At 64.3% G+C, this 22,407-nt stretch carries 16 protein-coding genes; 9 read left to right on the top strand and 7 right to left on the bottom strand.

Features of this window, described 5'->3' with window-relative positions:
* Positions 1–3: 3 nt before the first annotated feature.
* The 5 genes from ACK28C_RS10450 to ACK28C_RS10430 all read left to right on the top strand — a co-directional run bounded on the left by ACK28C_RS10450 (position 4) and on the right by ACK28C_RS10430 (position 7,781).
* Entirely contained in the window at positions 4–885 is an 882-nt protein-coding gene (locus tag ACK28C_RS10450; RefSeq protein WP_208873288.1) for a YitT family protein, read from the top strand.
* A 127-nt stretch (positions 886–1,012) separates the two neighbouring features.
* Positions 1,013–3,856, top strand: coding sequence for a preprotein translocase subunit SecA (gene secA, locus ACK28C_RS10445; RefSeq protein WP_208873290.1), 2,844 nt, complete (start codon positions 1,013–1,015; stop codon positions 3,854–3,856).
* Positions 3,857–3,858: 2 nt separating this feature from the next.
* Positions 3,859–5,730, top strand: a complete 1,872-nt coding sequence (locus tag ACK28C_RS10440) for a hypothetical protein (RefSeq protein ID WP_015556648.1) — start codon at positions 3,859–3,861, stop codon at positions 5,728–5,730.
* 22 nt (positions 5,731–5,752) lie between these two features.
* Positions 5,753–7,471 carry an arginine--tRNA ligase gene (gene argS, locus ACK28C_RS10435; protein WP_015556649.1) on the top strand — a complete coding sequence of 573 codons (1,719 nt, stop codon included), beginning with the start codon at positions 5,753–5,755 and terminating at the stop codon, positions 7,469–7,471.
* 4 nt (positions 7,472–7,475) lie between these two features.
* Positions 7,476–7,781 (top strand): septum formation initiator family protein, encoded by a 306-nt coding sequence (locus ACK28C_RS10430; protein ID WP_015556650.1) that lies wholly within the window; start codon positions 7,476–7,478, stop codon positions 7,779–7,781.
* 43 nt (positions 7,782–7,824) lie between these two features.
* Here ACK28C_RS10430 and ACK28C_RS10425 read toward each other — a convergent pair whose 3' ends face one another.
* Positions 7,825–10,440, bottom strand: a complete 2,616-nt coding sequence (locus ACK28C_RS10425; RefSeq protein ID WP_015556651.1) for a LuxR C-terminal-related transcriptional regulator — start codon at positions 10,438–10,440, stop codon at positions 7,825–7,827.
* 442 nt (positions 10,441–10,882) lie between these two features.
* Here ACK28C_RS10425 and ACK28C_RS10420 point away from each other — a divergent pair, with 442 nt between their 5' ends.
* The 4 genes from ACK28C_RS10420 (at position 10,883) to ACK28C_RS10405 (ending at position 17,260) form a co-directional block, all read left to right on the top strand.
* Complete coding sequence (locus ACK28C_RS10420) at positions 10,883–11,302, top strand: hypothetical protein (RefSeq protein ID WP_409152138.1); 420 nt, start codon at positions 10,883–10,885, stop codon at positions 11,300–11,302.
* A 255-nt stretch (positions 11,303–11,557) separates the two neighbouring features.
* Positions 11,558–15,277 (top strand): FG-GAP-like repeat-containing protein, encoded by a 3,720-nt coding sequence (locus ACK28C_RS10415; protein ID WP_208873296.1) that lies wholly within the window; start codon positions 11,558–11,560, stop codon positions 15,275–15,277.
* Positions 15,278–15,534: 257 nt separating this feature from the next.
* Positions 15,535–15,762: a co-chaperone YbbN gene (locus ACK28C_RS10410; RefSeq protein ID WP_208873297.1), complete on the top strand. Its 228-nt coding sequence runs from the start codon at positions 15,535–15,537 to the stop codon at positions 15,760–15,762.
* A gap of 52 nt (positions 15,763–15,814) precedes the next feature.
* Positions 15,815–17,260, top strand: a complete 1,446-nt coding sequence (locus tag ACK28C_RS10405; RefSeq protein ID WP_208873298.1) for a DUF1254 domain-containing protein — start codon at positions 15,815–15,817, stop codon at positions 17,258–17,260.
* 459 nt (positions 17,261–17,719) lie between these two features.
* Here ACK28C_RS10405 and ACK28C_RS10400 read toward each other — a convergent pair whose 3' ends face one another.
* From ACK28C_RS10400 to ACK28C_RS10375, 6 genes are all read right to left on the bottom strand, one after another.
* A complete protein-coding gene (locus ACK28C_RS10400; RefSeq protein ID WP_015556653.1) occupies positions 17,720–18,124 on the bottom strand; it encodes a hypothetical protein in 405 nt (134 codons plus the stop codon).
* Positions 18,125–18,171: 47 nt separating this feature from the next.
* A complete protein-coding gene (locus tag ACK28C_RS10395; protein ID WP_015556654.1) occupies positions 18,172–18,690 on the bottom strand; it encodes a hypothetical protein in 519 nt (172 codons plus the stop codon).
* A 59-nt stretch (positions 18,691–18,749) separates the two neighbouring features.
* Complete coding sequence (locus ACK28C_RS10390; RefSeq protein WP_409152137.1) at positions 18,750–19,055, bottom strand: hypothetical protein; 306 nt, start codon at positions 19,053–19,055, stop codon at positions 18,750–18,752.
* Between the two features lie 527 nt (positions 19,056–19,582).
* Positions 19,583–20,035, bottom strand: a complete 453-nt coding sequence (gene aroQ / locus ACK28C_RS10385; protein WP_409152136.1) for a type II 3-dehydroquinate dehydratase — start codon at positions 20,033–20,035, stop codon at positions 19,583–19,585.
* The gene (locus ACK28C_RS10380) at positions 20,016–21,254 is read right to left on the bottom strand and encodes a shikimate kinase (protein ID WP_409152135.1); all 1,239 of its coding nucleotides are present in this window, start codon (positions 21,252–21,254) and stop codon (positions 20,016–20,018) included. Before ACK28C_RS10380 ends, aroQ begins: the two co-directional genes overlap by 20 nt.
* Positions 21,255–21,256: 2 nt before the next feature.
* Entirely contained in the window at positions 21,257–22,393 is a 1,137-nt protein-coding gene (locus tag ACK28C_RS10375) for a bifunctional chorismate mutase/prephenate dehydratase (RefSeq protein ID WP_015556656.1), read from the bottom strand.
* Positions 22,394–22,407: the final 14 nt, after the last annotated feature.

Here is a 22,407-nt window from a genome sequence, read left to right as displayed (position 1 = left end):
AGAATGGAAATGGCGAAGGAAACTCTGAGCTCCCTGCGGAATCTGTGCGCCAGGGAATGGCGGGCCCTTGTGGTCCTGGTCTTGGCGAACGTCGTCTACGCTTTCGCGGTGGCGTACTGCACGCTGCCCTATCGCTTTCCGGACATCGGGGTGCCCGGCATCGCCGTGCTGACGAACTACCTTTTCGGTATCTCCCCCAACTGGATGATCGTCGGCGTCAACCTGATGCTGATCTATTGGGGACGCAGGGACCTGAGCCTGCACTTTCTGGCTCTGACGGTCTTTTCCGTCGTCGTGTTCTCCGGCTTCCTCGCGGTCTTCTCGCGCTTTCCGTTCTTGATCACGGAGGACAAGTTCATGGCGGCGGTGATCTCGGGCTTCCTGAAGGGCGTCAGCATGGGGGCCATGTTCAACGTGGGGGGCTCCAGCGGGGGCTTCGACATCGCGGCCGCGGTCCTGCGCCGCCGCTACGACCTCGAGGTGGGCCGGTTCTCCATCATCTACAACGTCGTCATCCTGGCGCTCTCCCTGGGCGTGGTGGGGCTTGAGCCGGTGGTCTACGGCGTGGTGAGCGTGTACATCTGCGGGGTGATGCTGGACAACATGACCCGGAACTTCGACAAGCGCAAGCAGGCGCTCATCATCACCAGCATCCCGGACGAGGTCAGCCGCTTCATCACGGCGACGGGCCGGGGCGTGACCCGCCTCGACGGTCGGGGCGTCTACACGGGCGAGCCCCGCCCGGTGCTCCTCTCCCTCCTGGGGCCGCGCCAGGTGGCGAACCTCAAGCGCTTCCTCAAGGAGAAGGACCCCCACGCTTTCGTCTCCATCTGCGACGCCTCAGAGGTGCTGGGGCAGGGCTTCAAGAACTGGCGCTCCCTGTAGCCGGGGCGCAGCGGCGTCCCGTGGGCTATAATGGCAGGAGGGAAAGCTGCCGGTGCGCGGGAGCCCCAGGGGGCCCCGCACTTCTGCATTTTTTTGACATTATCATCATTTTGAGGTGACTGCCTGAATGCTGTGGAAGAGTTTAAGGAAGATGCTGGGGCTGGACCCCAACGACCGCGCCCTCCGGAAGTACGGGACGCAGGTTGAGGACGTCAACGCTCTGTCGGACGCGATGGAGGCCAGGAGCGTCGAGGAGCTGCGGACCCGTGGAGCGGAGCTGCGCGGGCTGGCGCGGGAGGGCGCGGACCTGAACGAGCTCCTGCCGGAGGTCTTCGCGCTGGCCCGCGAGGTGTCCTGGAGGACGATTGGCCTGCGTCATTACGATGTCCAGCTGATCGGCGGCATGGCCCTGCACGACGGGCACATCGCCGAGATGAAGACCGGTGAGGGCAAGACCCTGGTGGCGACCCTGGCCGTCGTCCTCAACGCCCTGAAGGGGGAGGGCGTCCACCTCGTGACCGTGAACGACTATCTGGCCCGGCGCGACGCCGCCTGGATGGCCCCCATCTACAATTTCCTGGGGCTCTCCGTGGGGGTGATCTATCCCTACATGCCGGCCGAAGAGCGCTACGAGGCCTACAGGGCGGACATAACCTACGGCACGAACAGCGAGTTCGGCTTCGATTACCTGCGCGACAACATGGTGATGCGCGCGGACCAGATGGTGCAGCGCCCGCACGCCTACTGCATCGTGGACGAGGTGGACTCCATCCTCATCGACGAGGCTCGGACTCCCCTCATCATCTCAGGCCCCTCGGACGACAACGTCGATCTCTACGTGAAGGCGGACGGCGTGGCCCGCCAGCTCAAGGAAGGGGCCGACTACGAAAAGGACGAGAAGGAGCGCAGCATCGCCGTCACGGAGGCGGGTATCCAGCGCTGCGAGGACGCCCTGAAGCTGCCGGGGCTCTTCTCCGACGCGGCACATTCCGACCTGGCGCACCGTATCGTGCAGGCGCTGAAGGCACACCGCCTCTTTACCCGCGACGTGGATTACGTGGTGAAGGACGGGGAGATCGTGATCGTGGACGAGTTCACGGGGCGCCTCATGGTGGGGCGCCGCTACTCAGACGGGCTCCATCAGGCCATCGAGGCGAAGGAGCGCGTCAAGGTGGGGCGCGAAAGCCAGACGCTTGCCACGATCACCCTTCAGAACTACTTCCGCATGTACAGAAAGCTCGCGGGCATGACGGGAACGGCCGCTACGGAGGCCGAGGAGTTCAAGGAGATCTACGGCCTGCAGGTGGTGACGATCCCCACCCACCGTCCGATGATCCGAAAGGACAACCCCGACGTGATCTACGGCACGATGGTGGAGAAGTTCAACGCCGTCGCGGACGACGTGGAGGAGTGCCACAAGCGCGGACAGCCTGTCTTGGTGGGGACCACCTCCATCGAGAATTCGGAGCGGGTCAGCAAGCTGCTGAAGGCCCGCCACGTGCCCCACCAGGTGCTGAACGCGAAGCACCACGAGAAGGAGGCCCACATCGTGGCCCAGGCGGGACACGAAGGAGCCGTGACCGTCGCCACGAACATGGCGGGCCGCGGCACGGACATCATGCTGGGGGGGAACCCGGAGTTTCTGGCCCGGGAGAAGCTCCTGGCCACCCGCCCCGAGGTCGACTGGGGCGGGAGCGGGCTGGACGAGGAGAGCGTCTACGAGTACTTCGTGCGCTATTCCAACCTGGACACGGAGAACCTGGCGGCGAACTACCTGAAGGAGCAGCGCGTCAATGCGGCCGAGGGCGCGGAGATCGTCGGGCGGCTGCGCGGGATATTCGCCAGGATCAAGGAGGCCTACGACGCCTTCCTTGTGGACTTCTCCGCCGCCTGCCGCGAGGAGCACGAAAAGGTGGCGGCGCTGGGCGGCCTGGCGATCGTGGGGACGGAGCGGCACGAGTCCCGCCGCATCGACAACCAGCTGCGCGGACGGTCCGGCCGCCAGGGCGACCCGGGCAGCAGCCGCTTCTACCTCTCCCTTGAGGACAACCTGCTGCGCCTCTTCGGCTCCGAGCGCATTCAGGGCCTGATGGGGAAGCTGGGGATGACGGACGGAGAGGCCATCGAGTCGGGGATGCTCTCGAGGATCATCGAGTCGTCGCAGCACAAGGTCGAGGAGATGCACTTCGACATCCGAAAGCAGCTCCTGGCCTACGACAACGTGATGAACCAGCAGCGGGAAGCGGTCTACCACGAGCGGCACATGATCCTGACGGACGAGGACGTTGTCGCCTACGGTCGGGACGTGGTCCACGGTGTCGCCTCCTCGATCCTGGACCGCTACTTCCCGGAGGAGGGGGAGGCGGACCCGGCGAGGGCCGAGGCGCGCTTCCGCGCCCTCTTCGGGGCGGGGAGCGGAGACGAGGTGGCCCGGGTGGACAGCCGCGCCGGGCTGGAGCTGGTGCGCGAGGAGGTCCTGAAGGAGGTCGAGTCCCGCTACGACCGAAAGATGGCGACCCTGCCGCCGGAGGTAGCGGAGGGGCTGGTGAGGTACGTCCTGCTGAACACGCTGGACAACGCCTGGCGCGATCACCTGCTGGCCATGGACGAGCTGCGCCGGGGGATCGGGCTCCGGGCCATCGGCCAGAAGGACCCCCTGATCGAGTATCAGTTCGAGTCCTTCAACCTGTTCCAGGAGATGATGGAGCGGGTCAAGGAGGCCATCGCGGAACAGATCTTCCGCGTGCAGGTCGTCTCCGCCGAGGGGCCATCCAGGGAGCGACGCGTCTCCGAGAGCCGGGATTTTCAGCTTCCGGGCTTCGGCCCGGAGGGCAGGGGAGAGGACCCGCTGCCCCAGCCGGGGGGCGGGAAGCGTCAGCCCGTGCGCCGGGGGACGAAGATCGGGCGAAACGACCCGTGCCCCTGCGGGAGCGGGAAGAAGTACAAGCATTGCTGCGGGAAGGGGCTCTAGGGATGCGCTTCGATGAGGACGCGGCCGGAACGCGGTCCCACCCCTGCGGCGGGGTCGGGACGAGGCTGTGCCGGCTCCTGGTGGCGTGGCTTTTGCTGACGGCCGCCCTGGCTCTGCCCGCTGCCGCTCAGGGCGGGGAGGAGGTGCCGGAGTACAGCGTCGCGCGCATGCGCCAGCTCAACCCGGACTTCACCACCTACCCCGACGCCCAGGGGATCGTCTGGCTGCGCCGGGAGGTCTTCAGACGGGGCGACAAGGGAGGGATGGAGCGGACGCACCTGTGGGTCATCCTGGGCCGCAGGGACCTGGACGACCGCTGGCTGACCTGGCGAATCCCGGACCCCGCGGGAGGACGGGCGGAGGTCCTGCAGGCCTGCGTCTACTCCTTCGACACGGGAGAGAAGCTGCGGGACGTGGCGCCGGTCGCCGAGGGCGGGCTCCAGACCGTGAGCTTCCGGGACCTGCCGGAGCCCTTCGTCCTGGCGGTCGCCTGGCGGGATGTGACGCCCGATGCCCTGGCCTTTGAGGACCTCGTCTGGCTGCAGGAGGCCCTTCCCGTCTGGGAGTCCAACGTGGAGGTACACCTCCCCCCATCCCAGTCCATCGTCTTTCGAGCCTTTCCTCAGGAGCTGGAGCCGGAGGTCCGACGGGCCCCCCAGGGGTCCGTCTACAGCTGGCGCGTCATCAACACCGCGCCCTTCGAGCCGAAGGGGCTGATTCGCTCCCGGAGGTCGGGGCTGGCCTTCAGCATGAGGCGGGAGAGGGCGGGCCTGATCCGGTTGATGCGTTCGGCCGTCGGCACCGAGCTCCCCACCGCGCCGGACGCCGCGAGGGCGGGCTTTCACAGCTCTGCGGAGGAGGGCGTGAAGAGCCTCCTCAACTGGCTCTTCCTCCAGCCGGAGCTTCACCTGCCCGATGGGGCCCGGCGGGAGGTCCCCGGCGCGGCGCCCTGGACCCGGAACGAAAAACTGCTTTTGGCCAGGGCCTGGCTGGCTCAGGAAGGGGTGGACGCGCCCATGAGCTGGCGCCTTCCCATAGAGCCTGCGGAGGAGCCCCCTCTGTCCCCTGAGCTCCTGCAGGACGCCCTGCTGGAGGTCCCTGCGTTTCATGGAAAGCAGCGGACGCGGGACAGCGTCTTCTACGACATGAGCGCCCCCTTCGACGGAGGGCCTTCCGCGCTCCTTCAGGGGGAGCGGGTCTTTGGCCTCTCCGCCAACGGCACCCTGTCGAGTAAGGAGGTGCCCGCCTCCAGGGCGGCGGCGAACCGCCTGTTCGCCGCCATGGAGCTCAAGATGGACGAGCAGGGGAGGTTGACCGGCGTCGTGCGCCTGCTCCTTCGAGGGGCCTGGATTCCCTTCCTGCTGCGAGAGCGGTCCCCTGCGGAGGCCGAGGTGCGTGCTGCCCTGCTGGAGCTCTTCCCCGACCTGCGCCATTACGAGGACGTCCAGTGCCGACGGAGCAGGGAGGGGCTGGAGCTCTCCTTTGCCCTGAAGAAAAAGCCCGGCGTGGCCTCGATCGGAGGACCGGGCCTCTTGGCGATGCCGCCGGCCTTTCTGCCGAAGGCCTTCAGCGCTCTGAAGGGGCAGTCCACTCCCATCGAGCTGCGCTTTCCCTTCGTCCTGGAGCAGCGGTGGACGATCGGTCTGCCCCGCAGCGCGGAGCGCATCCTCGACGAGGGGGAGACGAAGCGGACGCCGGACAGGGTCAACTACAGCGACAGCTGCAAGGCATGGCGTCATCGGGTGGTGGGCTCGGCTCGGTGCGAGGTCGATACGCTCAGGGTGGCGGAGGGCGATCTGGCGCTGCTCCAGCGTTGCGTGGCCCTGTGGCAGGCCTTTGCGGAGAGGCATATTCCAGTGCAGTTGAAGCGCTGAACTTTGGGAGGAACGATGAGAAATGGACGAGAATTTTTCCAGGTTGAACGCAGTGGAGGCTGCGCTGGTGCGGGCCCTGCACTCCGCAGCCCTGAGGACGGCCGAGGCGTGCGGAAAGGAGCTGCCCGAGGCTCTGTCCTTTGAGCTCGAACGCCCCAGGCGCGCAGACCAGGGGGACCGGGCCAGCAACGTCGCCATGCAGCTGGCGCGGGCCTTCTCGATGCCTCCGCGCGACATTGCGGCCCGGATCGCCGGCTCCCTGCAGGAGGGGTGCCAGGACCTGCTCGACAGGGTGGAGGTCGCGGGGCCGGGGTTCATCAACCTCTTCCTCTCCCACAGGTGGTTCGCCGAAGCCGCGTCTCAGGTCCTGCAGCAGGGGGAGCGCTACGGGGCAGTGGACCTGGGGCAGGGGCGCAGGGTCCAGGTGGAGTTCGTCAGCGCCAACCCGACGGGGCCGCTGCACATCGGCCACGGCCGCGGCGCGGCCGTCGGCGACGCCGTGGCGCGAATCCTGAGCTTCACGGGCTGGAACGTGGAACGAGAGTATTACCTCAACGACGCCGGTCTGCAGATCGAGACGCTGGGGAGGTCCACGCAGGCCCGTTACTTCGAGGTCTGCGGCAGGTCGGAGCTCGCCCCGTTGCCGGAGGACGGCTACAAGGGCGACTACCTGCTGGACCTGGCGGAGCGGATCCGGAAGGAGGAGGGGGATCGCTTCCTCGCGACTCCCCTCGCGGAGAGCCTTCCCTGGTTCGAAAGGTATGCGGCGGACCACATCCTCGAGGGGATACGAGAGGACCTGGAGCGCTTTGGGGTCCTGTTCGACAGCTGGTTCTCCGAGGCGTCGCTCTACGAGCGGGACCTGGTGAGCCACGCCATGGAGGACCTGAAGAAGCGCGGGTACGCCTTCGAGTCGAATGGCGCCCTGTGGTTCAAGTCAACGGCCTTTGCGGACGACAAGGACCGGGTCCTGATCCGAAGCAACGGCGTCCCGACGTACTTCGCCTCCGACGTCGCCTACCACCACGACAAGTTCGTGCGCCGGGGGTTCGACCGGGTCATCGACGTGTGGGGCGCGGACCACCACGGCTACGTCCCGCGCATGAAGGCGGCCGTCGAGGCGATGGGCAGGGCCCCCGACGACTTCAAGGCCCTCCTGATCCAGCTGGTGGCCCTGAAGCGCGACGGAAAGATCGTGAGCATGTCGACGCGCGCCGGGGAGTTCGTCACGCTCAGGTCGGTCCTGGACGAGGTCGGGGTGGACGCGACGCGCTTCTTCTTCCTCATGCGGCGCAGCGACAGCCAGCTGGACTTCGACCTGGACCTGGCGAAGAAGCAGAGCAGCGACAACCCCGTCTACTACCTCCAGTACGCCCATGCCCGCATATCGAGCCTCCTTCGGGAGTGGGAGGGGCGCGGCGGCGACGTGGCGGCGCTGCGCCGGGATGGGACGCCCCTTCCCGACCTGTTGTTCGACAACAGGGAAGCGCGGGCTCTGGCTGAGACGCTGGCGACCTTCCCGGTGGAGATGGCCGGGGCCTCAGCGGACCTGGCGCCCCATGTGGTGACGGCCTACGCGCTGAACCTGGCGGGGGCTTTCCACTCCTTCTACAACACGAACCGCATCCTGGGGGAGAGCACGGAGGTTGAGCGCGGCCGCCTGCGCCTGGCGGAGGCGGTGCGAATCGTCCTCGCCACCTGTCTGGGCCTGCTTGGGGTCAGCGCTCCGGAGCGGATGTAGCGCCATGGCGATGCCCCCGCTGAGGCGGATCGCCCTGATCGCGTTCCTCGGCCTCCTGGCGCTGATCATGGTGACGCACTACGCCTTTGAGGTGAGCCGGATCGAACAGATCCGGAGCGCGATCGACGAGCGGGAGGATCTCCTTCAGCGGAAGAAGGAAAACGTCAGGAACTATGAGGAGAAGGTGTCCTTCTACAAGACGAGGGAGGGGATCGAGCACCTGGCCCGCGAGCAGTACAACCTTGTGGCTTCGGGCGAGCGCGTCATCCTGCTGGCAAGCCCCGGCGCCCGGTCCGGCGATCTGCCCTGAGGCGCCCGTCGCCTGACCCGGGGATGGCCCCGCCCTGTGGGGCTCAGGCAAGGCCGTCCTCTCGCTGCGGCCTGCTGCAGCCGGCGCGGGCGAGGGCCTCGGCGGCGCTTGAGGCGCCCAAGGCGCGGTAAAGCCTGAGGACGTGGTATTTTGCCGTGCTGTGGGCAATCCCCAGGTCCTTCGCGATCTCCCCGTAGCTGGCGTTCCTTTCGAGAAGCTCCAGAATCCGAACCTGCCTGCCGTTCAGGAGGGGAACCGTCTCCGCCTCCGCTTTTGACGGAGGCGGAGACGCCGTATCGGTCCCCGCCATGGCAGCCCGGACCCGGACCGCAAAGTCGATCCAGAGCGCCTTTCGCGTTTTGAAGGCCCGAAGCAGGGCGTCGAGGATCGGGGCGAGGGCGGGCGCGTCGTCGATGAAGAGCCTTGAGAAATTGCAGAGCGCCGCGATCTTGAGCGCCCGTTCTATGTAAAAGAGGCTTTTTTTGCGGTTTCCCAGGTTCCTGTGGGCGATCGAGAGCAGCAGAGAGGCTTCGATAACGTCCAGTTGGCGCCGAAAATCCATCCCCAGCTTCAGCAGCTTCTCGCCAAAGAGGACGGCCAGGGCATCCTCACGGACGGCAAGCAGCGCCCGGACCGTGACGAAGTGCTGGTGCATCCGGTACAGGGGCAGGCGGTCGGCGAGGGGGGGGGCGTAGGTATCCAGCCACTCCCGCGCCGCTGTCCCGTCTCCGCCGGCGATGCGGGAGGCATAGCGCCAGGTCCGAAGGCTGGGACGCAGGGGCAGGAGGCCTTCCCTCTCGATGCGCCGCTCCGTCTCCGCCTCGATCCTGGTGGCCTCGTCCCTCCGTCCCATCCCCCTCAGGATGGCCGACAGGATCAGGTCCGCGGAGAAACGCACCTCCGCCCTACAGGGCGTCGTCTCCATCATCTCCTGGGCCTTCAGGGCCCGGAAACAGGCCTCGGGGAGGCGGCCGCTCTCGTAGAGGATCCCCGCAAGATGGCACTCCAGTATGACCAGGTGCTCATTTCCCAAAAAGGAGGTAAAGGCCTTCCGCCTCCTTTCGGCCTGGGCGTAGAGGCTGCGGCCCCGAGCCAGGTCCGACTGGTCCATCAAGGACCGATGCAGCATGGGCATGGCCGCGGTGAAGGTCCCCACCCGGAGCCGTCCGCCGGCCAGGAGAGGCTCCAGGTCCTTTCGCCCCGCCAGGAACTCGTCCGTATAGCGGTCGAGAGGCCTCCGGAAGTCCAGGGCCCGAAGCACCCAGAAAAACTGAAGCGCGTCCTCGTCCACTTTCTTGCAGGAATCGTCCTTTGGGCTTCGGCCTTTCAGCTCTCGTTCAATCTTATCCATAAGCCGGAGGAACTGCCGGGCGTCCCCCTCCACGTAGTACACGAACGCGCATTGAGCCATTATGGGAAGGTTCCCCTCAAAGAGGTCCTTGCGCAGCTCCTCGCGTCCCCCGATCACGTATTCCTTGAAGAACGCGATGCGATCCTCGATCGAACTGGAGGCGGCGATTCGCCGAAAGGCCGCACAGCAGTCGGACAGTCCCCTGGAATCGGAGCAGCGGATGTAGTGCGCAGCAGCAGCGTAATAGTCCTCCTCCTCAAAGAGCGCGTCGGCCACCTTTTTTTCCAGAGCGTGAACTTCACCAGCGCGGGGACTTTCGGCAAGCTTCTCCCTCAGAAAGTCCCGAAAGAGGTCGTGCAGACGATAACGCCCGTCCCCCAGACGGGAGACGAAGGCCAGGTTCCGGGACAGGGATTCGAGGATTTCAGCACTGTCCTGCCGTCCCGTCAGGCGGCGGCACAACCGCCCGTCCAGCAGGGCGGGCAGGGAGGCCTGCATCAGGAAGTCCTGAACCCGATCGCCCCAGCCGCTCCAGACGTGGACGTCCAGGTAGCGGCGCAGCAGCTCTTCCCCATGCAGGACCTCGTCGGGGGACATTTTCCTTTTTTTCTCCGCTTCTTCCGGCGTTTCGCGCCCCATCAAAAGGGCCCTCACCGCTATGGGCCAGCCCGCAGTCCTCCTCAGGAGGTCGGGGGCCTGACTGGCGGAGAGGCCGTTTCGACTCAGGAGCCTTCGCAATTCCTCCTCGTCGAAGGCCAGGTCGCGGGCGTCCAGGACGGTCATGTCGCCCTTCAGGATGGCGTCCAGGAAGACATCCGGGGGCTCGTCCCGGCTCAGGAGGCAGACGGTGAAAGCGGAGGGGAGGCGTTTTCGGAACAGGGGGAGCGCCCTCAGCACCGCCCCGTCCCGCAGGTGGTGAAGGTCGTCCAGGACCAGGACGTACTTTTTTTCGTTGGGGAGGAGCAGGTCCAGGGCGTCGAAGAGGCACTCCAGGAAGGGGGGCCGCACCCGCTCCACGGTATGGGCCAGCCTTCGGTTCGCCCTCTGGGCGAAGGCAAGACCTCCAAGGAGCTTGCGGACGAAGCGGCCCTCGTTGTTGTCGTAGGGGTCCAGCGTGATCCAGGCGTGCTTGTTGCGCTGCGGGGCAAGCCACTGCGAGACGGCAAGGCTCTTTCCGAATCCGCCCGGAGCCCCCACGTAGATCCACTGTCCCCCTCGCTCCTTTGCGGCCTCTAAAATCGCGTTCACCCTCGCGCGGGACAGAACCCCCTTCCCCGCACGAGGCGGAAGAAAATGTTCCTCGGACATGGTCTGTTCTCCCTGTGATGTTCTTCGTGATGGACTAATACCAATTCGCGTTTCAAAGAAGGGCGAGAAGGGCCCCCCTGCAAGGGGGGCTGCCCCGCAGGGGCTGGGGGGTGTTGAGTAGGCTAAGAGCAAACCCCTCCGCCGCCCTTGGCGGCACCTCCCCTTTCAGGGGAGGCAATCCACATTAGACGCGATTTGGTATAAATCAACATTTCTCTTTGATCCCCTCACAATTATACAGGAACGTGATGAAGGCTGCGACCGGCCCTTGGAGGGGCAGTGAACCAAAAAATTTCTCTTTTGCAGAAAAAAGTTACCTCTTCGGGCCGTAATCCTGACCTCAGGTCATGGACCCTTATCCAGGCTGGGCATAGAATATCATAGATAAGGGGCTTGGTCCCCTGTCTATTCAACCTCGCTATCGGGAAGGGAGTTTTTGTGAATGTTGAGCAAGCGTATTGGTGTCTTGTCGGTATTGGCAGTCCTCGTGTTCTCCGCCGCGGCCTTTGCAGCCGTGCAGGATTTCAAGGATTTTACCGTGGATGTCCCGGACGACTGGACCGCGACGCAGAACGGCACGACCGTGGGGATTGTGGCCAACGACAACTCTGCGGCGGTGAGCATCACGATGGACAAGCGGGATGGAATGGAGGCCAAGGACCTGGCTGCGGCTTTCGCAGAGAAGCTGAAGGGTTCGGAGCCGGTGTTTGAGGACGACGTGTACCATTTCGACTTCAAGAACGAGGCCGGCGTGGAGAGCAGGGCGATCCTGAACACGGAGGGCGATAAATACCTGATGCTCGTCATCACGGGGCAGAACCCCAAGCTGGAGGCCCTCATCGACTCCATACAGGAGAAATAGCCACAATAAGATAAGCGGGGGGATGTCGTTCTCTCGGGGCGTTTCGCCTCGAAACGAGGAACATCCGGGGAATATTGCAGACGGGCTTTGCCGCCGTTGCGTTTGAGTAAGATACTTGACAGGTACGGCGTTTGGTTTACGCCGTACCTGTCGTTGTCTTTTATGAAGTTGAAGTGGGGGAAGGTGCGAAGATTGTTCGGTTTATGGGGAACGCGAAGGTCAGGGCGCTCGAAAAAAACTGGCCTCGGAAGGATTTTGCCTCTGGCGCGGGGCTGCGTCCTGTGCGCGGGGATGGCGGGGATCGTCTTGATCCACGGCGCGCCGGCGGACGCGGCGGCGTCCGTCCTGATCAATGGCAAGCCGCTCGGGCAGATCGACGACATCGTGAAGGAGACGACCGGCTCGCGCGGCATCGTGAAGGAATCGTTCTTGAAGTTCATGAAGGCGAACGACGGCAAATTCCGGTTTTATCCCACTCAGGGGGACGACCAGGGAGGTCCGTCCGAGAAAGCTCAGGTCAACCTCGAGGATGACGGCGGGTACACCAACACGGGCCTTCACCCGACTGTCGGCAAAAAGCGGGCCGCGGACGGCTCCCTCGTCGTGATGTATCCGTCCTCCAACGAAGACGGCGTCACCCTCCGCTTCGCGCAGGTGAAGACGGACGGGAAGGGCGGGATCGCCGCGGCGAAAGGCTGGAGCACGACGATCGAGGCGTCCGGGTACCCCTACGTCACGGACTCGGCTGCCGGGCTATTCCCCGACGGCGAGGACGGACCCGAGGCCTTCGTCGTCGCGTACTACACGGCGGGCGGGGCCCCGTGGGGGAAGAAACGCCCCGGGTACGAGCAGACCTACACCGCCTGGCTGGCCTTCGTCGACCCTGCTACTAAGCGCGTCGAGACCCGACAGCTCGGGGCGATGAACGCTTATTTCCCGTCGGTTCGCGTGGCGGCGGGCGACCTCGACCACGACGGCAGGGCCAACGAGTTCGCGGTCATCCGCACCGGCAGGGGCGACGATTATTTTCTTCAGGTCTATCGCGCCTCGAGGAGTGCGTCGGGGGGCGTCGAAGCGTCCCCGATATACGAGACCGGCCTCGGCAGCCGGGACGGGAAGGGCGAAAAGGTCGACGGCTGCGACGTGGTGGCCGGGGACTTCAACGGCGACGGGAGGATGGAGCTCGCGGCGGTCTACGCCGACAAGTGGAAGGACAGCGACGCCTATCCGACCGTTCGGACGTACGGGTGGAACGGTTCCGGGTTCAGCGGCTCCGAGACGCGGCTGGATGACGACGATCAGCGGGTGGGCGGCACGTCGTGGACGCTGGCGTACGTCCCGCACTTCGGGATGATCGCTTCTGCCGGCGACTTGGACGGCGACGGGAAGGACGAGATCGTCTTCCTGTCCGCGAAGTACGGGGGTAACGGAGGGCAGATTCAGGCCTCGGTGTGGGAGACGGACGGTGCCCTGAAGCCCGCGCGTAAGTTCTGGCGCAGCACGGGACAGACCCTCGCCGGATACGGCGGGGTCGGCGGCGTGGACAGGGCGGAGTGCAGCTACCTGCTCCGCAGCGCGTCGCTCGCGCTCGTGCCCTTGGGAGGAACGTCGGAGCGGGGGGCCCCGCTCCGAAAGGTGTTCTTCTCGATCTCGCAGGACGACGATACGGACAAACGGTCGAGCGATTACTTCACCGGCGACAGACTGTGGTACCTGTCGCCCGAGATCTCGGGCGGCAACCTCACGGGCCTTTCCTCGCCCGTCCTTTACGCGCAAGGCAAGGCGGGACGCGCCGTGGCGCTCCTGCCCGGGGACTTCTACGGCGAGTCCTTGGCCCTGGGCGATCCGACGCACCTGGTCTTCGCCGACGAGCGCAGCTACGTCGCGGAGATCCAGACGCCCCCCTACCACGTGGACTACGTCCAGGCCCCATTCGAGGTCAACGGCGTCCGGCCGGAGCGGAAGTCCGTGATGAACCTGTCCTGGATGGGCTCGTCCGTCGCGTACTCGAAGGGCCAGACCGAGAGCAGCAAGGCCGACACGTCGTTCAGCGCGACCAGCGCGCTGGAGTGGGGGGTCAATGCCTCCGTCGGAGGGCGGTACAAGCTGATCGGCGCCAACGCTTCGGGCGGCTACAAGGACACGTCGGCAAGGGTCGAGAACAAGGCCAACAGCTCCCAGGCGACGGTCGCGACGACCATCACCACCGTCACGGACGGATCGGACAACGTCGTCCTGTATAAGACCGACCGGCACGTGTGGCGCTACCCGGTCCTCGGTACCATGCCTCAGGCTCCGGACGCGCCGCTCGAGGAGGGGGAGAAGCTCAACGGGGATCGGTTCATGACCTTTTCGCTCTGCGACGCGCCGACGATCGTCCAGGGCGACGCCGGCCAGAGCGCGCAGTTCGACGACTACAACCCCATCCACGAGGAGGGCAACCTCTTCTCGTATCCGACGAAGGTCGAGAACACCCCGTATTACGGTGAACTGCAGCAGGTGCTGTCGAACAGGCTGAACTCGACCGTCGGCGGCAAGACGGTGCTGGACCTCGCGGTCTCTCAGGTGACGACCGACGTGTCCGGTCTCACCACCAAGTCGAAGAAGGCGGCGAACGGCTCGCTCAACGTCTCGCTCGGCGCGCCGAAAGTCTTCAGCGTCGGGGTCACGAGCACGGTCGGCTATTCCAACGAGCTGACGAACACCGAGACCTTCACCAAGACGTACCAGGAGTCCGAGAAGTTCACCGTGACCCTCAACAACGCGCAGCTCCCGTTCAACTCCAGTTACGTCAAGCACCTCATCGAGACCCAGCTCTACGCCGACGCCGCCGGCGTGATGAAGGTGGCCTTCGCGGTGGACCTGGCCGACAGCAACGCGCTCGTATGGCGGAACGCGCCGGGCAGCCTCTACGCCGACAAACCCGACCCCGCGTTGGTCCTGCCGGCGCGCTACAACCGGCGCGTCCAGTTGTCCGAGAGCGGAACAACCCGGGTGGTCTGGTCCACCAACGAGGACAGGCTCTCGGCGACGCAGGTGCGCGGCATTGGGTTCCGGGACGTCGTCCTCAAGAAGTGGACGACGTCGGCCCTCGTCCGCGGCAGACAGTACGAGGTTCGGCTCCCGCTCTACAACGCGAGCTTCAAGGACGCGGGTGACGTCGAGGTCGAGATGCGCCTTCGCGCTGGGGGCGGGGACACGGACCTGCGGACGCTGGACCGGCAGACCGTTCGGCTTGGAGGCTGGACGCAGGGCACGGAGGCCAACAAGGCGACCGCCTCGTTCCAGTGGACCGTTCCGAACGACCTCGCCCCCGGCAACTACGACCTCTACTTCGCCGTGGACCCGGACAACAAACTCGACGAGCTCCACGAGGAGTGGGACTACAAGAGCGATCCGGGCGGCAACAACGTCGGCCGCTATCCGATCGCCGTTCTGGCCGAGGAGCCGAAGGCTGTCGCGGGCCTGGCGGTCGTGTCCGCCCAGGTGGCCCGTGCGGCCGCGAAGGAGGGCGACTTCAGCATGACCTTCAAGCCCATCCGGTCGGACGACACGCGCACGCAGCTGACGCTTCCGGAGTTCCGCGCAGAGCTCCTGAAACAGACCGAGGACTTCCGCGCCCACGCCACCATTCGGTACAGTGGCTCCGAGACGCTGACGAACCTGCGCCTGACGGTGAGTCGCGTCAAGGGCGACGGCAGCGAGAGCCGCGTTGTGACGCGGACCATCCCGGCGATCTTCCCGAACACGGAGCGCAGCCTCTCGTTCATTGTGTCGCCGGGCAAGATGCGCGAGGGAACCCTGGCCGTCGATCTCGTCGGGGACAAGGGCGTGAGCCTCCACTGGCCCCGCGGGGACAACCCGACGGATCCTCCCACGCCTGACGACAACAAGAGCAGCGGCGGGTGCGACGCGGGTGTCAGTGGATGGACACTGGCTCTTGCAGCTGCGTTCCTATTGAAAAGGAAAGCCTGATTTTCAACAACCGCAGCTAGTCCCTTTAGGGGCGACGCGGGATGGGGTGGGTTAACGCTGGCCCTTGCCGCGGTATTCCTGCTGAAAGCGAAAGGAACACATTCTTTAGAAGCGAAAGGAAGGGTTCGGTAATGAGAACGATGCTTGTGTCGATTTTCCTTTTTTTGGCTTTCATTTTCTGTCCCGTTCATGCCGAGGGAAAGGACTTGCCGACTCTGGTATCCCTGTCCGGGGCCGGTTGACCGGCCTGCAAACAGATGTCCAAGGTTTTGGATGCGATCAATGACCGGTATGAGGGCAGGCTGGCAGCGGAAGCGGTGGACGTGGACGAGTATCCCGAGCTCGCTAAGGAGTACAACGTGACCTACCTCCCCGCCCTCCTCTTTCTGGACGACAACGGCGATGTCGTTCGTCAGGAGGTTGGCTATCACAGCCTTGACGAGGTGCTGGAGATCTTCCGGGACATGGGGATCGACATCGAATGACGCGGGGCCTCGGGTCTCGGCATCCGTCGAAAGGGGAGAGAAGATCGTGTTCGTGAGTAAAGGGAGAGTAAAGAGCGGCGGGGGCGTTTTGCCCCTCGCCGCAGCCATGGCCCTGCTGCTGCTTGCCCTGGGGGGCTGCGGCGGCGGCAGGCACGAGTCCGGCTCTGCGACGACGCTCGACGACGCCTACGTCTACTGCTATCCGCTGGTCATGATGTCCGTGTCCCAGAGGGTGGCGACGAACGTCGTCGAGGCCACCTCCGCAAAGGTGCCCGTGAACCAGCTGCGCCACGCGCAGAGGTTGGCGGGGCCGGACTTCAAGGACGTCGTCACGCCGAACGTCGATACGCTCTATTCTCAGGCGTTCATCGACCTGAAGGGCGGGCCCCTGGTGTTCGTCAAGCCAGCCGCAGACCGCTACTGCTCGGCGCAGTTCCTGGACGCCTGGACGAACAGCGTGGGGATTGCCGGCACGGGGGGCAGGGAGGGAACGTCCGGGGAGCAGGTTTGCCTGCTGATGCGGTCGGACGACAAAACGACCGTTCCGGCGGGGATGACGCCCTTTCGTTTCTCCGGGAACCTCGGCTGGATCATCGGGCGCACCCTGTGCAGGGGCGAGGACGACCTGGAAAACGTCCGGACCCTTCAGAAACGGATGAAGCTGATGCCGCTGGCCGACTATCTCCGGGGCGGAGACTATGTCCCCCCAAAGGGGACCCACGACCCCCGGTACGACGGCGCGGTCCCCGTGGACTACGTTTTGAGGATGACGCCCGAGCAATTCTTCGGCGAGGCCAACGCCCTGATGCGGGACAACCCTCCGCTCCCCGGCGATGGGCCCCTCCTGGACAAGCTTCGTGTGCTGGGCGTAGGACCCGGTCTCAGCTTCGATCCCGCGGTGCTGGGATCGGACGCGCAGGAGCGGGAGGCGGCGTGGCGGGCGATGGTCAAGAGGGTCCAGGAGCGAGTCACCGCAAACAGTCAGAAGTTCCTCGTGCATTGGGGGCCATGGCAGTACCTCGGTGCGCCGATCGCCGAGTTCGGGACGGAGTACGACTACCGCGCGATGGTCGCCTGGAGGGGGCTGGGGGCCAACCCGGTCTCGGCCGCCATCTACGCCAGCACGAACAAGGACTCGTCGGGACAGGCCCTGAAGGCGGGGACGCGCTACAGGGTGCGCTTCGAGAAGGGGGCGCTGCCGCCGGTTCTGAGGGGTGGGTTCTGGTCGGTAACGGCCTACGGCGACGACGACTTTTTGATTGCGAACCCGTTGAACCGCTACTGCATCAACGACCGCACCCCTGTCACCTATAATGCGGACGGCTCCCTGGAGCTGCTGCTCCAGCCCGAGGCTCCAAAGGACGAGGACCCCCTCAAGGCCAACTGGCTGCCCACGGGACGGGGCGGGTTCCACCTGTTCCTGCGCATCTACTGCCCGGACAGGACGAGGATCGACGGGGGATGGAAGGCACCGAGCCTTATCCCAACGGCTGAATAGGGCGGGTGTAAAGAAGCAAAGAAGCCCCGTGCTCCAGGCAACGGAATGGGCACGAAGGAACCGTTGACGAACGGCCCCCTTTTGGGGGCCGTTCGTCCGGTGTCATGCCAAATTGTGCTGATACCAATTTGCGTCTAAAGGGAAAGAAAGGCCCCCCCTGATGGAGCCCCTAAGCGACCTGCACAGCTCACTGCGTTCGCTGGCAGTCTGCTTATGCAAGGGGGGCTGCCCCGAAGGGGAGGGGTGTTTTTCATAAGACGCGCCTGTCTGACATTCCCCGTCAACGCCTCCACAAGGCAATCCATTGCCTCGCTTCGGCTCAGCCGACCGACCGGCCGCCGCAATCCTCCCGAAAGATCGGCTTGCGTGAGGCCGGTCGTCTGGCCGACCCCCTCCGCCTCACTCCGTTCGGCACCTCCCCTTTCAGGGGAGGCAATCCATATTAAACGCGAATTGGTATTAATGCTCGCTGTCGTGTGACGAGGCGTTTTCCGCCCTCTTGAGGTCCTCCAGCCGAAAGCAGGTACGCAACAAGACGATGGCTATAAAAAGCACATTTAAGAGGCTGTAAACGATCTTTACGTGAGAATCTTTTTGTCCCGGTCCTGCAAAATATCCAAAAAGGGCGACAGGCACGATGAGGCAGCAAAAAGACCCCCATGCCGCCCAGGCCCAGTTTGGAGATTTTGAGACGACGACCTTGTAGATGAACAGAAGACAGATGGCGACAAAAAACGATTGAAGCAAAATTTCCCCCCAACCGGTTGCTGTCAATAGAGAATCCGCCATTGGTGAAACGACCATCATTCCCAACAACAAAAACTCAACTTCGCACCGGTCCAGGGCTCTTTTGATGACGTTCATGACGTCCCTCCTTTTCGTCCTCTCCCAACCTGTCCGCAATCGGCAGATCACATCCCCTCAACGAGGGGCTCCTTTAACAGAAGAGTCACCGCTGAAATTTCCTCATCGAAGGTAACCGCTAAGATAAATTGTAGTTTTTCAGAAACCCAGACGCTTAAAAGATCGGAGATTTGCTCACGCGGAGGGCCCAATATGGAACGCAACTCCCTCTCAAAAATTTTGTACTTTTTTGAGGCAACTTTTTTCCCCTCGGCAGATTCAAGGTAAGAGGAGGCGATCACCCTGTCCTGTGACGTCAGGACGTTGAAATCCGCTGCAAATTCCCCCTGCTCATCCATGAGGAACCAAGTGAGGACGTTTTCCGAAACGTCGTCCGGGTTTCCGAGAAGCGTCTTGGCCTTCTCAAGGGAAGTCCCCGGCCTCAGCGACATCAACGTCTCATAAACTTCCCTGCCGTTTCGGAAGGGGGTCGAATCTTTTTGGGGGTTCCTCAGCTTTGCAGTCCACAGGGCGAGCAAAAACAAACACAGGCACGCAATTCCTATGTAAAGATTTTTTCGGCTCATCGCGCCTCCGACTCTCCCTTCGAGTGCTTGACATTTTTTGCAGCCGCGATGGCTGCAGCTCATTCACGACGCAATATCAGGATCAGGATCGAGACCGCTCCACACACGACGATCGTTACCGTTTGTTCGAGCGACGCATGGTAGAACAGCGAGGTCAGGACGCCCAAGATCCCCCCGTACAGGAAGCCCGCGACGACCTGCATCCACGGGAACCAGTGAGAGGGAAGGAAATAATAGCGAAACACGACGAAAATCAGCCACGATACCCCATAATAGGTCCAAACCATCGGGGCATACGGCTCTGCCGGTTTCAACATGTTTTTTGCTCCCATCTCGTAACCGGAAGCATACGCAATGGCCACCACGAGGGGCATCCTCCATAACATCTCTCCGAAGGACAGCTCGTCCAGAGAAGCCCAAAAAATTCGCCACAAGTTACCCCATCTGAGAGGGAGTCGATCGCTATTCATGAGCGGAAGCCTCCGGCAGCGCCACAGGCCGATGACGTCAAACGAGACGGCAAAAGGAAAAACATCGTGAACCACAGCCCCGTCGCAGGAAATTCCTCCATCAAAGATGCCCGCCTCCTCGCCTTAGCCCTCCCGATCGGAAGACGCAGAAAGACCCTGCTGTCGGGCCTATTCGCGCTCGTTTGTCGACATCAGCAGTTGCTTCAGAGGTGCGAAGTCGCTCCCGAACGTCCCGCCGAGTTGATGCTGTTGCGATCTACCTTCTTTATATTCAAACACAGAGACGGGCAAATGTAAAGAAACAGGTAGGAAAAGCCGGGCCCTTTGTCTTCGGGCCCGGAGCTTTTGTCCTGAATGGAATGGTTGATGGGTTATCTTGAAAGGCGCTTTATTATAGCACAGAAAATCAAAATGCAAGGACTCTATGCGGGATTGGTCGGTTTTCCGCATAAATACCGATTCAGGATGTCGATCGCCTCGACGTAGCCCCGCAGCCCCCTGCCCTTGACCGTGGCGATGCAGGCGGCGCGGACGTAGGAGGTCCTCCTGAAGTCCTCCCGGAGGTCGGGGTCGGAGACGTGGACCTCGACGGCGGGGAGCCCGACGGCCTTCAAGGCGTCCAGTATGGCGACGCTCGTGTGGGTGTAGGCCGCGGGGTTGATGACGATGCCGTCAAATCGGCCTGCGGCGTCCTGGATGGCATCGACGATGGCTCCCTCGTGGTTGGATTGGAAGAACTGCGTCTCGAGGCCGCGCCGTGCCGCCTCCTCCTCGATCATCGCCGTCAGCTCCCCGTAGGTCGTCCGGCCGTAGATCTCAGGCTCGCGCAGGCCCAGCAGGTTCATGTTGGGACCGTTAACGATCAATATTCTCAAGGAAATCCCTCCAAACCGCCTCCGCGGCGTCACGCGGGGAGGCGTCGTTGACGATGGCTGCGTCCCGAAATCGCCGGTACATCGGCAGGCGCTCCCGGTACATGGAATCGAGGTCCGCGGAGAGCGACAGGGGGCGTCCCCGGCGCTCCAGCAGGGACGTGTCCCGCTCCAGATGACAGATGCGCCCGTTCTGGTGCAGGGCCGGGTAGTTGTTCTCAAAGTCCTTGACGACACCGCCGCCTGTGACGATGATCCGCCCGCTCTCTCGCCCGGCCTCCGCCGCCGCCTCGCGCTCGAGGTGGCGAAACTCCTCCTCGCCCCCCTCCCTGAAGATAACTTCGATGGATCGTCCCGCCGCCCTGGCGATCTCTTCGTCGAGGTCGACCAGAGGGCGTCCCGTCAAGCGCGCCAGCTCCCGCCCTACGGTCGTCTTGCCACAGCCCGGCATCCCGATCAGGACGACGTTCATCATCTCACGCCTCAGTCGGGCCGTGATGCGCTGGACCTCCTCCTCATCGCCCCCGCGCCCCGTAAAGAGTTCCTCCGCTGCAGCCGCCTGAGCCACGAGCATCGGCAGGCCGTCCGTAGAGGGGATCCCCAGCTCCTCCGCCCGCATCAGAAGGGCGGTTCGCCGCGGGTTGTAGATCAGGTCGATGACGCCCCGGCAGCGGGGAAAGAGGGCGGGGTCCGCGACCCTCTCGCCCGTCCGGGGGTACATGCCGACGGGCGTCGCGTTGATGAGCACCTCCGCGTCCGCGTGACGGTTCAGGTTCCGATAGCTGTCCGGTCCCCTTCGGGAGATGACGGCGACCGACCGGGCGCCCTGCGCCTCCGCCGCGGCCCGTGCCGCGAGGGAGGCGCCGCCGGAGCCGAAGATCACGACCCTGCGCCCCGCCATGGAGATGCCCGCGCGCTCCGCGGCCCAGAGCAGCCCATAGAGGTCGGTGTTGTGCCCCACCAGGCCCTTGGGGCCCCGCACGATCGTGTTCACGCTGCCGACGCGGCGGGCGCTCTCCGCCAGCTCGTCGCAAAGGGGCATCACGTCGCGCTTGTAGGGGATCGTCACGTTGAGCCCGCCCACGTCCTCCCGCCGGAGAAAGCCCTCCAGCTCCTCCGGCTCAAGCTCGAACAGCCGGTAGTCCTCGCAGCCAAGCGCCCTGTGGATAGGGACGGACCAGCTATGCCCCAGCGTTCGTCCGATGAGTCCAAAGGCGGGCATGGTCAGACGATCGCGTAGTTTCCCAGGAGGTCGAAGCTGGGGCAGGAGCGCTCCAGGTCCTCCAGCATCGAGAGGACGCCCGCGTCCTGCACGGAGCCGTCCATCTCAAGAAAGAAGATGAACTCGTAATTGCGCCCCACGACGGGGCAGCTCTCCAGCTTGTTCATGTTGACCCCGTGGGCGGCCAACTTGGAGAGGACGTCGTTCAGCGCACCGGGGGTGTTCTCGCAGGCCAGGATGACGCTCAGGTGGTTCGACCCGGCGTAGATGACGGGTTCCTTCGCGATGCAGATGAAGCGGGTCTGGTTGTTGTCGTTGTCCTGAATGTCCTCCTTTAAGGGGGTGAGCCCGTAGAGGGCGGCGCAGCCGGGCGCCGCGATGGCCGCGGCGGTCCGATCCCCGGACTCCGCTACCATTCTGGCCGCGGACGCCGTGTTGGGGTAGGGGATGGCCTCGACGCCCTCGAGGGAGTCCAGGAAGTCCGAGCACTGCCCCAGCGCCTGGGGGTGGGAGTAGACGTTCCGGATCTCGCTGAGCTTGACGCCGGGCTTCGCCATCAGCACGTGGCGTATGAAGAGGCGGGTGCTGCGGACGATGAAGAACCGGCGTTCCCGGAGCAACTCGTACACCGCGCGCACGGAGCCGTTGAGGCTGTTGTCGATGGGCAGCACGCCGTACTGGCACAGCCCGGACCCCACGGCGTCGAAGACGGCCTTGAACGTCTTCATGTAGAGGATGCGCCCCCTCGGCAGCAGCTTGTCGCAGGCGGCCTGGGCGTTGGAGCCCTCCACTCCCTGGCAGGCCACGCTCCCCGTCTTGGGGAACAGGTCCTCGACGCGGGCAACCGCGCGCTCCACAAGGGCGCGCACCTTGCTCGGGCTGGAAAGGAACTCGTTCTGTCTGGCCCTGGCGAGGCTCATCAGCCTGGAGAAGAAGTAGAAGGCGTACTCCTCCATGTCGCCCGCCCTGTCCATCACCCTTGCCAGTACCTCGCGTTCCCTGGCCCGGTCCTCGATGGGCAGGTGGTGCGCCTCCTTGTACTTTGCTACCTCTCCCATCAGGCTCATGCGCTCCAGGAAGAGGTCCAGCATCCTTTGGTCAAGGTCGTCGATCTTGGAACGAACTTCAGCGATGTCCATGATTTTTTCCTCCT

Source organism: Fretibacterium fastidiosum (assembly GCF_964642095.1).
In the GTDB taxonomy this organism is placed as follows: Bacteria; Synergistota; Synergistia; order Synergistales; family Aminobacteriaceae; genus Fretibacterium; species Fretibacterium fastidiosum.
Note: the sequence above shows the minus strand (reverse complement) of the source record. Positions and strands in the feature narration are given on the sequence as shown.

Coding starts and splice junctions, on each gene's coding strand:
- ACK28C_RS10450 (WP_208873288.1), top strand. CDS start 4: ATGGAAATGGCGAAGGAAACTCTGAGCTCCCTGCGGAATCTGTGCGCC.
- secA (WP_208873290.1), top strand. CDS start 1,013: ATGCTGTGGAAGAGTTTAAGGAAGATGCTGGGGCTGGACCCCAACGAC.
- ACK28C_RS10440 (WP_015556648.1), top strand. CDS start 3,859: ATGCGCTTCGATGAGGACGCGGCCGGAACGCGGTCCCACCCCTGCGGC.
- argS (WP_015556649.1), top strand. CDS start 5,753: ATGGACGAGAATTTTTCCAGGTTGAACGCAGTGGAGGCTGCGCTGGTG.
- ACK28C_RS10430 (WP_015556650.1), top strand. CDS start 7,476: ATGGCGATGCCCCCGCTGAGGCGGATCGCCCTGATCGCGTTCCTCGGC.
- ACK28C_RS10425 (WP_015556651.1), bottom strand. CDS start 10,440: ATGTCCGAGGAACATTTTCTTCCGCCTCGTGCGGGGAAGGGGGTTCTG.
- ACK28C_RS10420 (WP_409152138.1), top strand. CDS start 10,883: ATGTTGAGCAAGCGTATTGGTGTCTTGTCGGTATTGGCAGTCCTCGTG.
- ACK28C_RS10410 (WP_208873297.1), top strand. CDS start 15,535: ATGTCCAAGGTTTTGGATGCGATCAATGACCGGTATGAGGGCAGGCTG.
- ACK28C_RS10400 (WP_015556653.1), bottom strand. CDS start 18,124: ATGAACGTCATCAAAAGAGCCCTGGACCGGTGCGAAGTTGAGTTTTTG.
- ACK28C_RS10395 (WP_015556654.1), bottom strand. CDS start 18,690: ATGAGCCGAAAAAATCTTTACATAGGAATTGCGTGCCTGTGTTTGTTT.
- ACK28C_RS10380 (WP_409152135.1), bottom strand. CDS start 21,254: ATGCCCGCCTTTGGACTCATCGGACGAACGCTGGGGCATAGCTGGTCC.
- ACK28C_RS10375 (WP_015556656.1), bottom strand. CDS start 22,393: ATGGACATCGCTGAAGTTCGTTCCAAGATCGACGACCTTGACCAAAGG.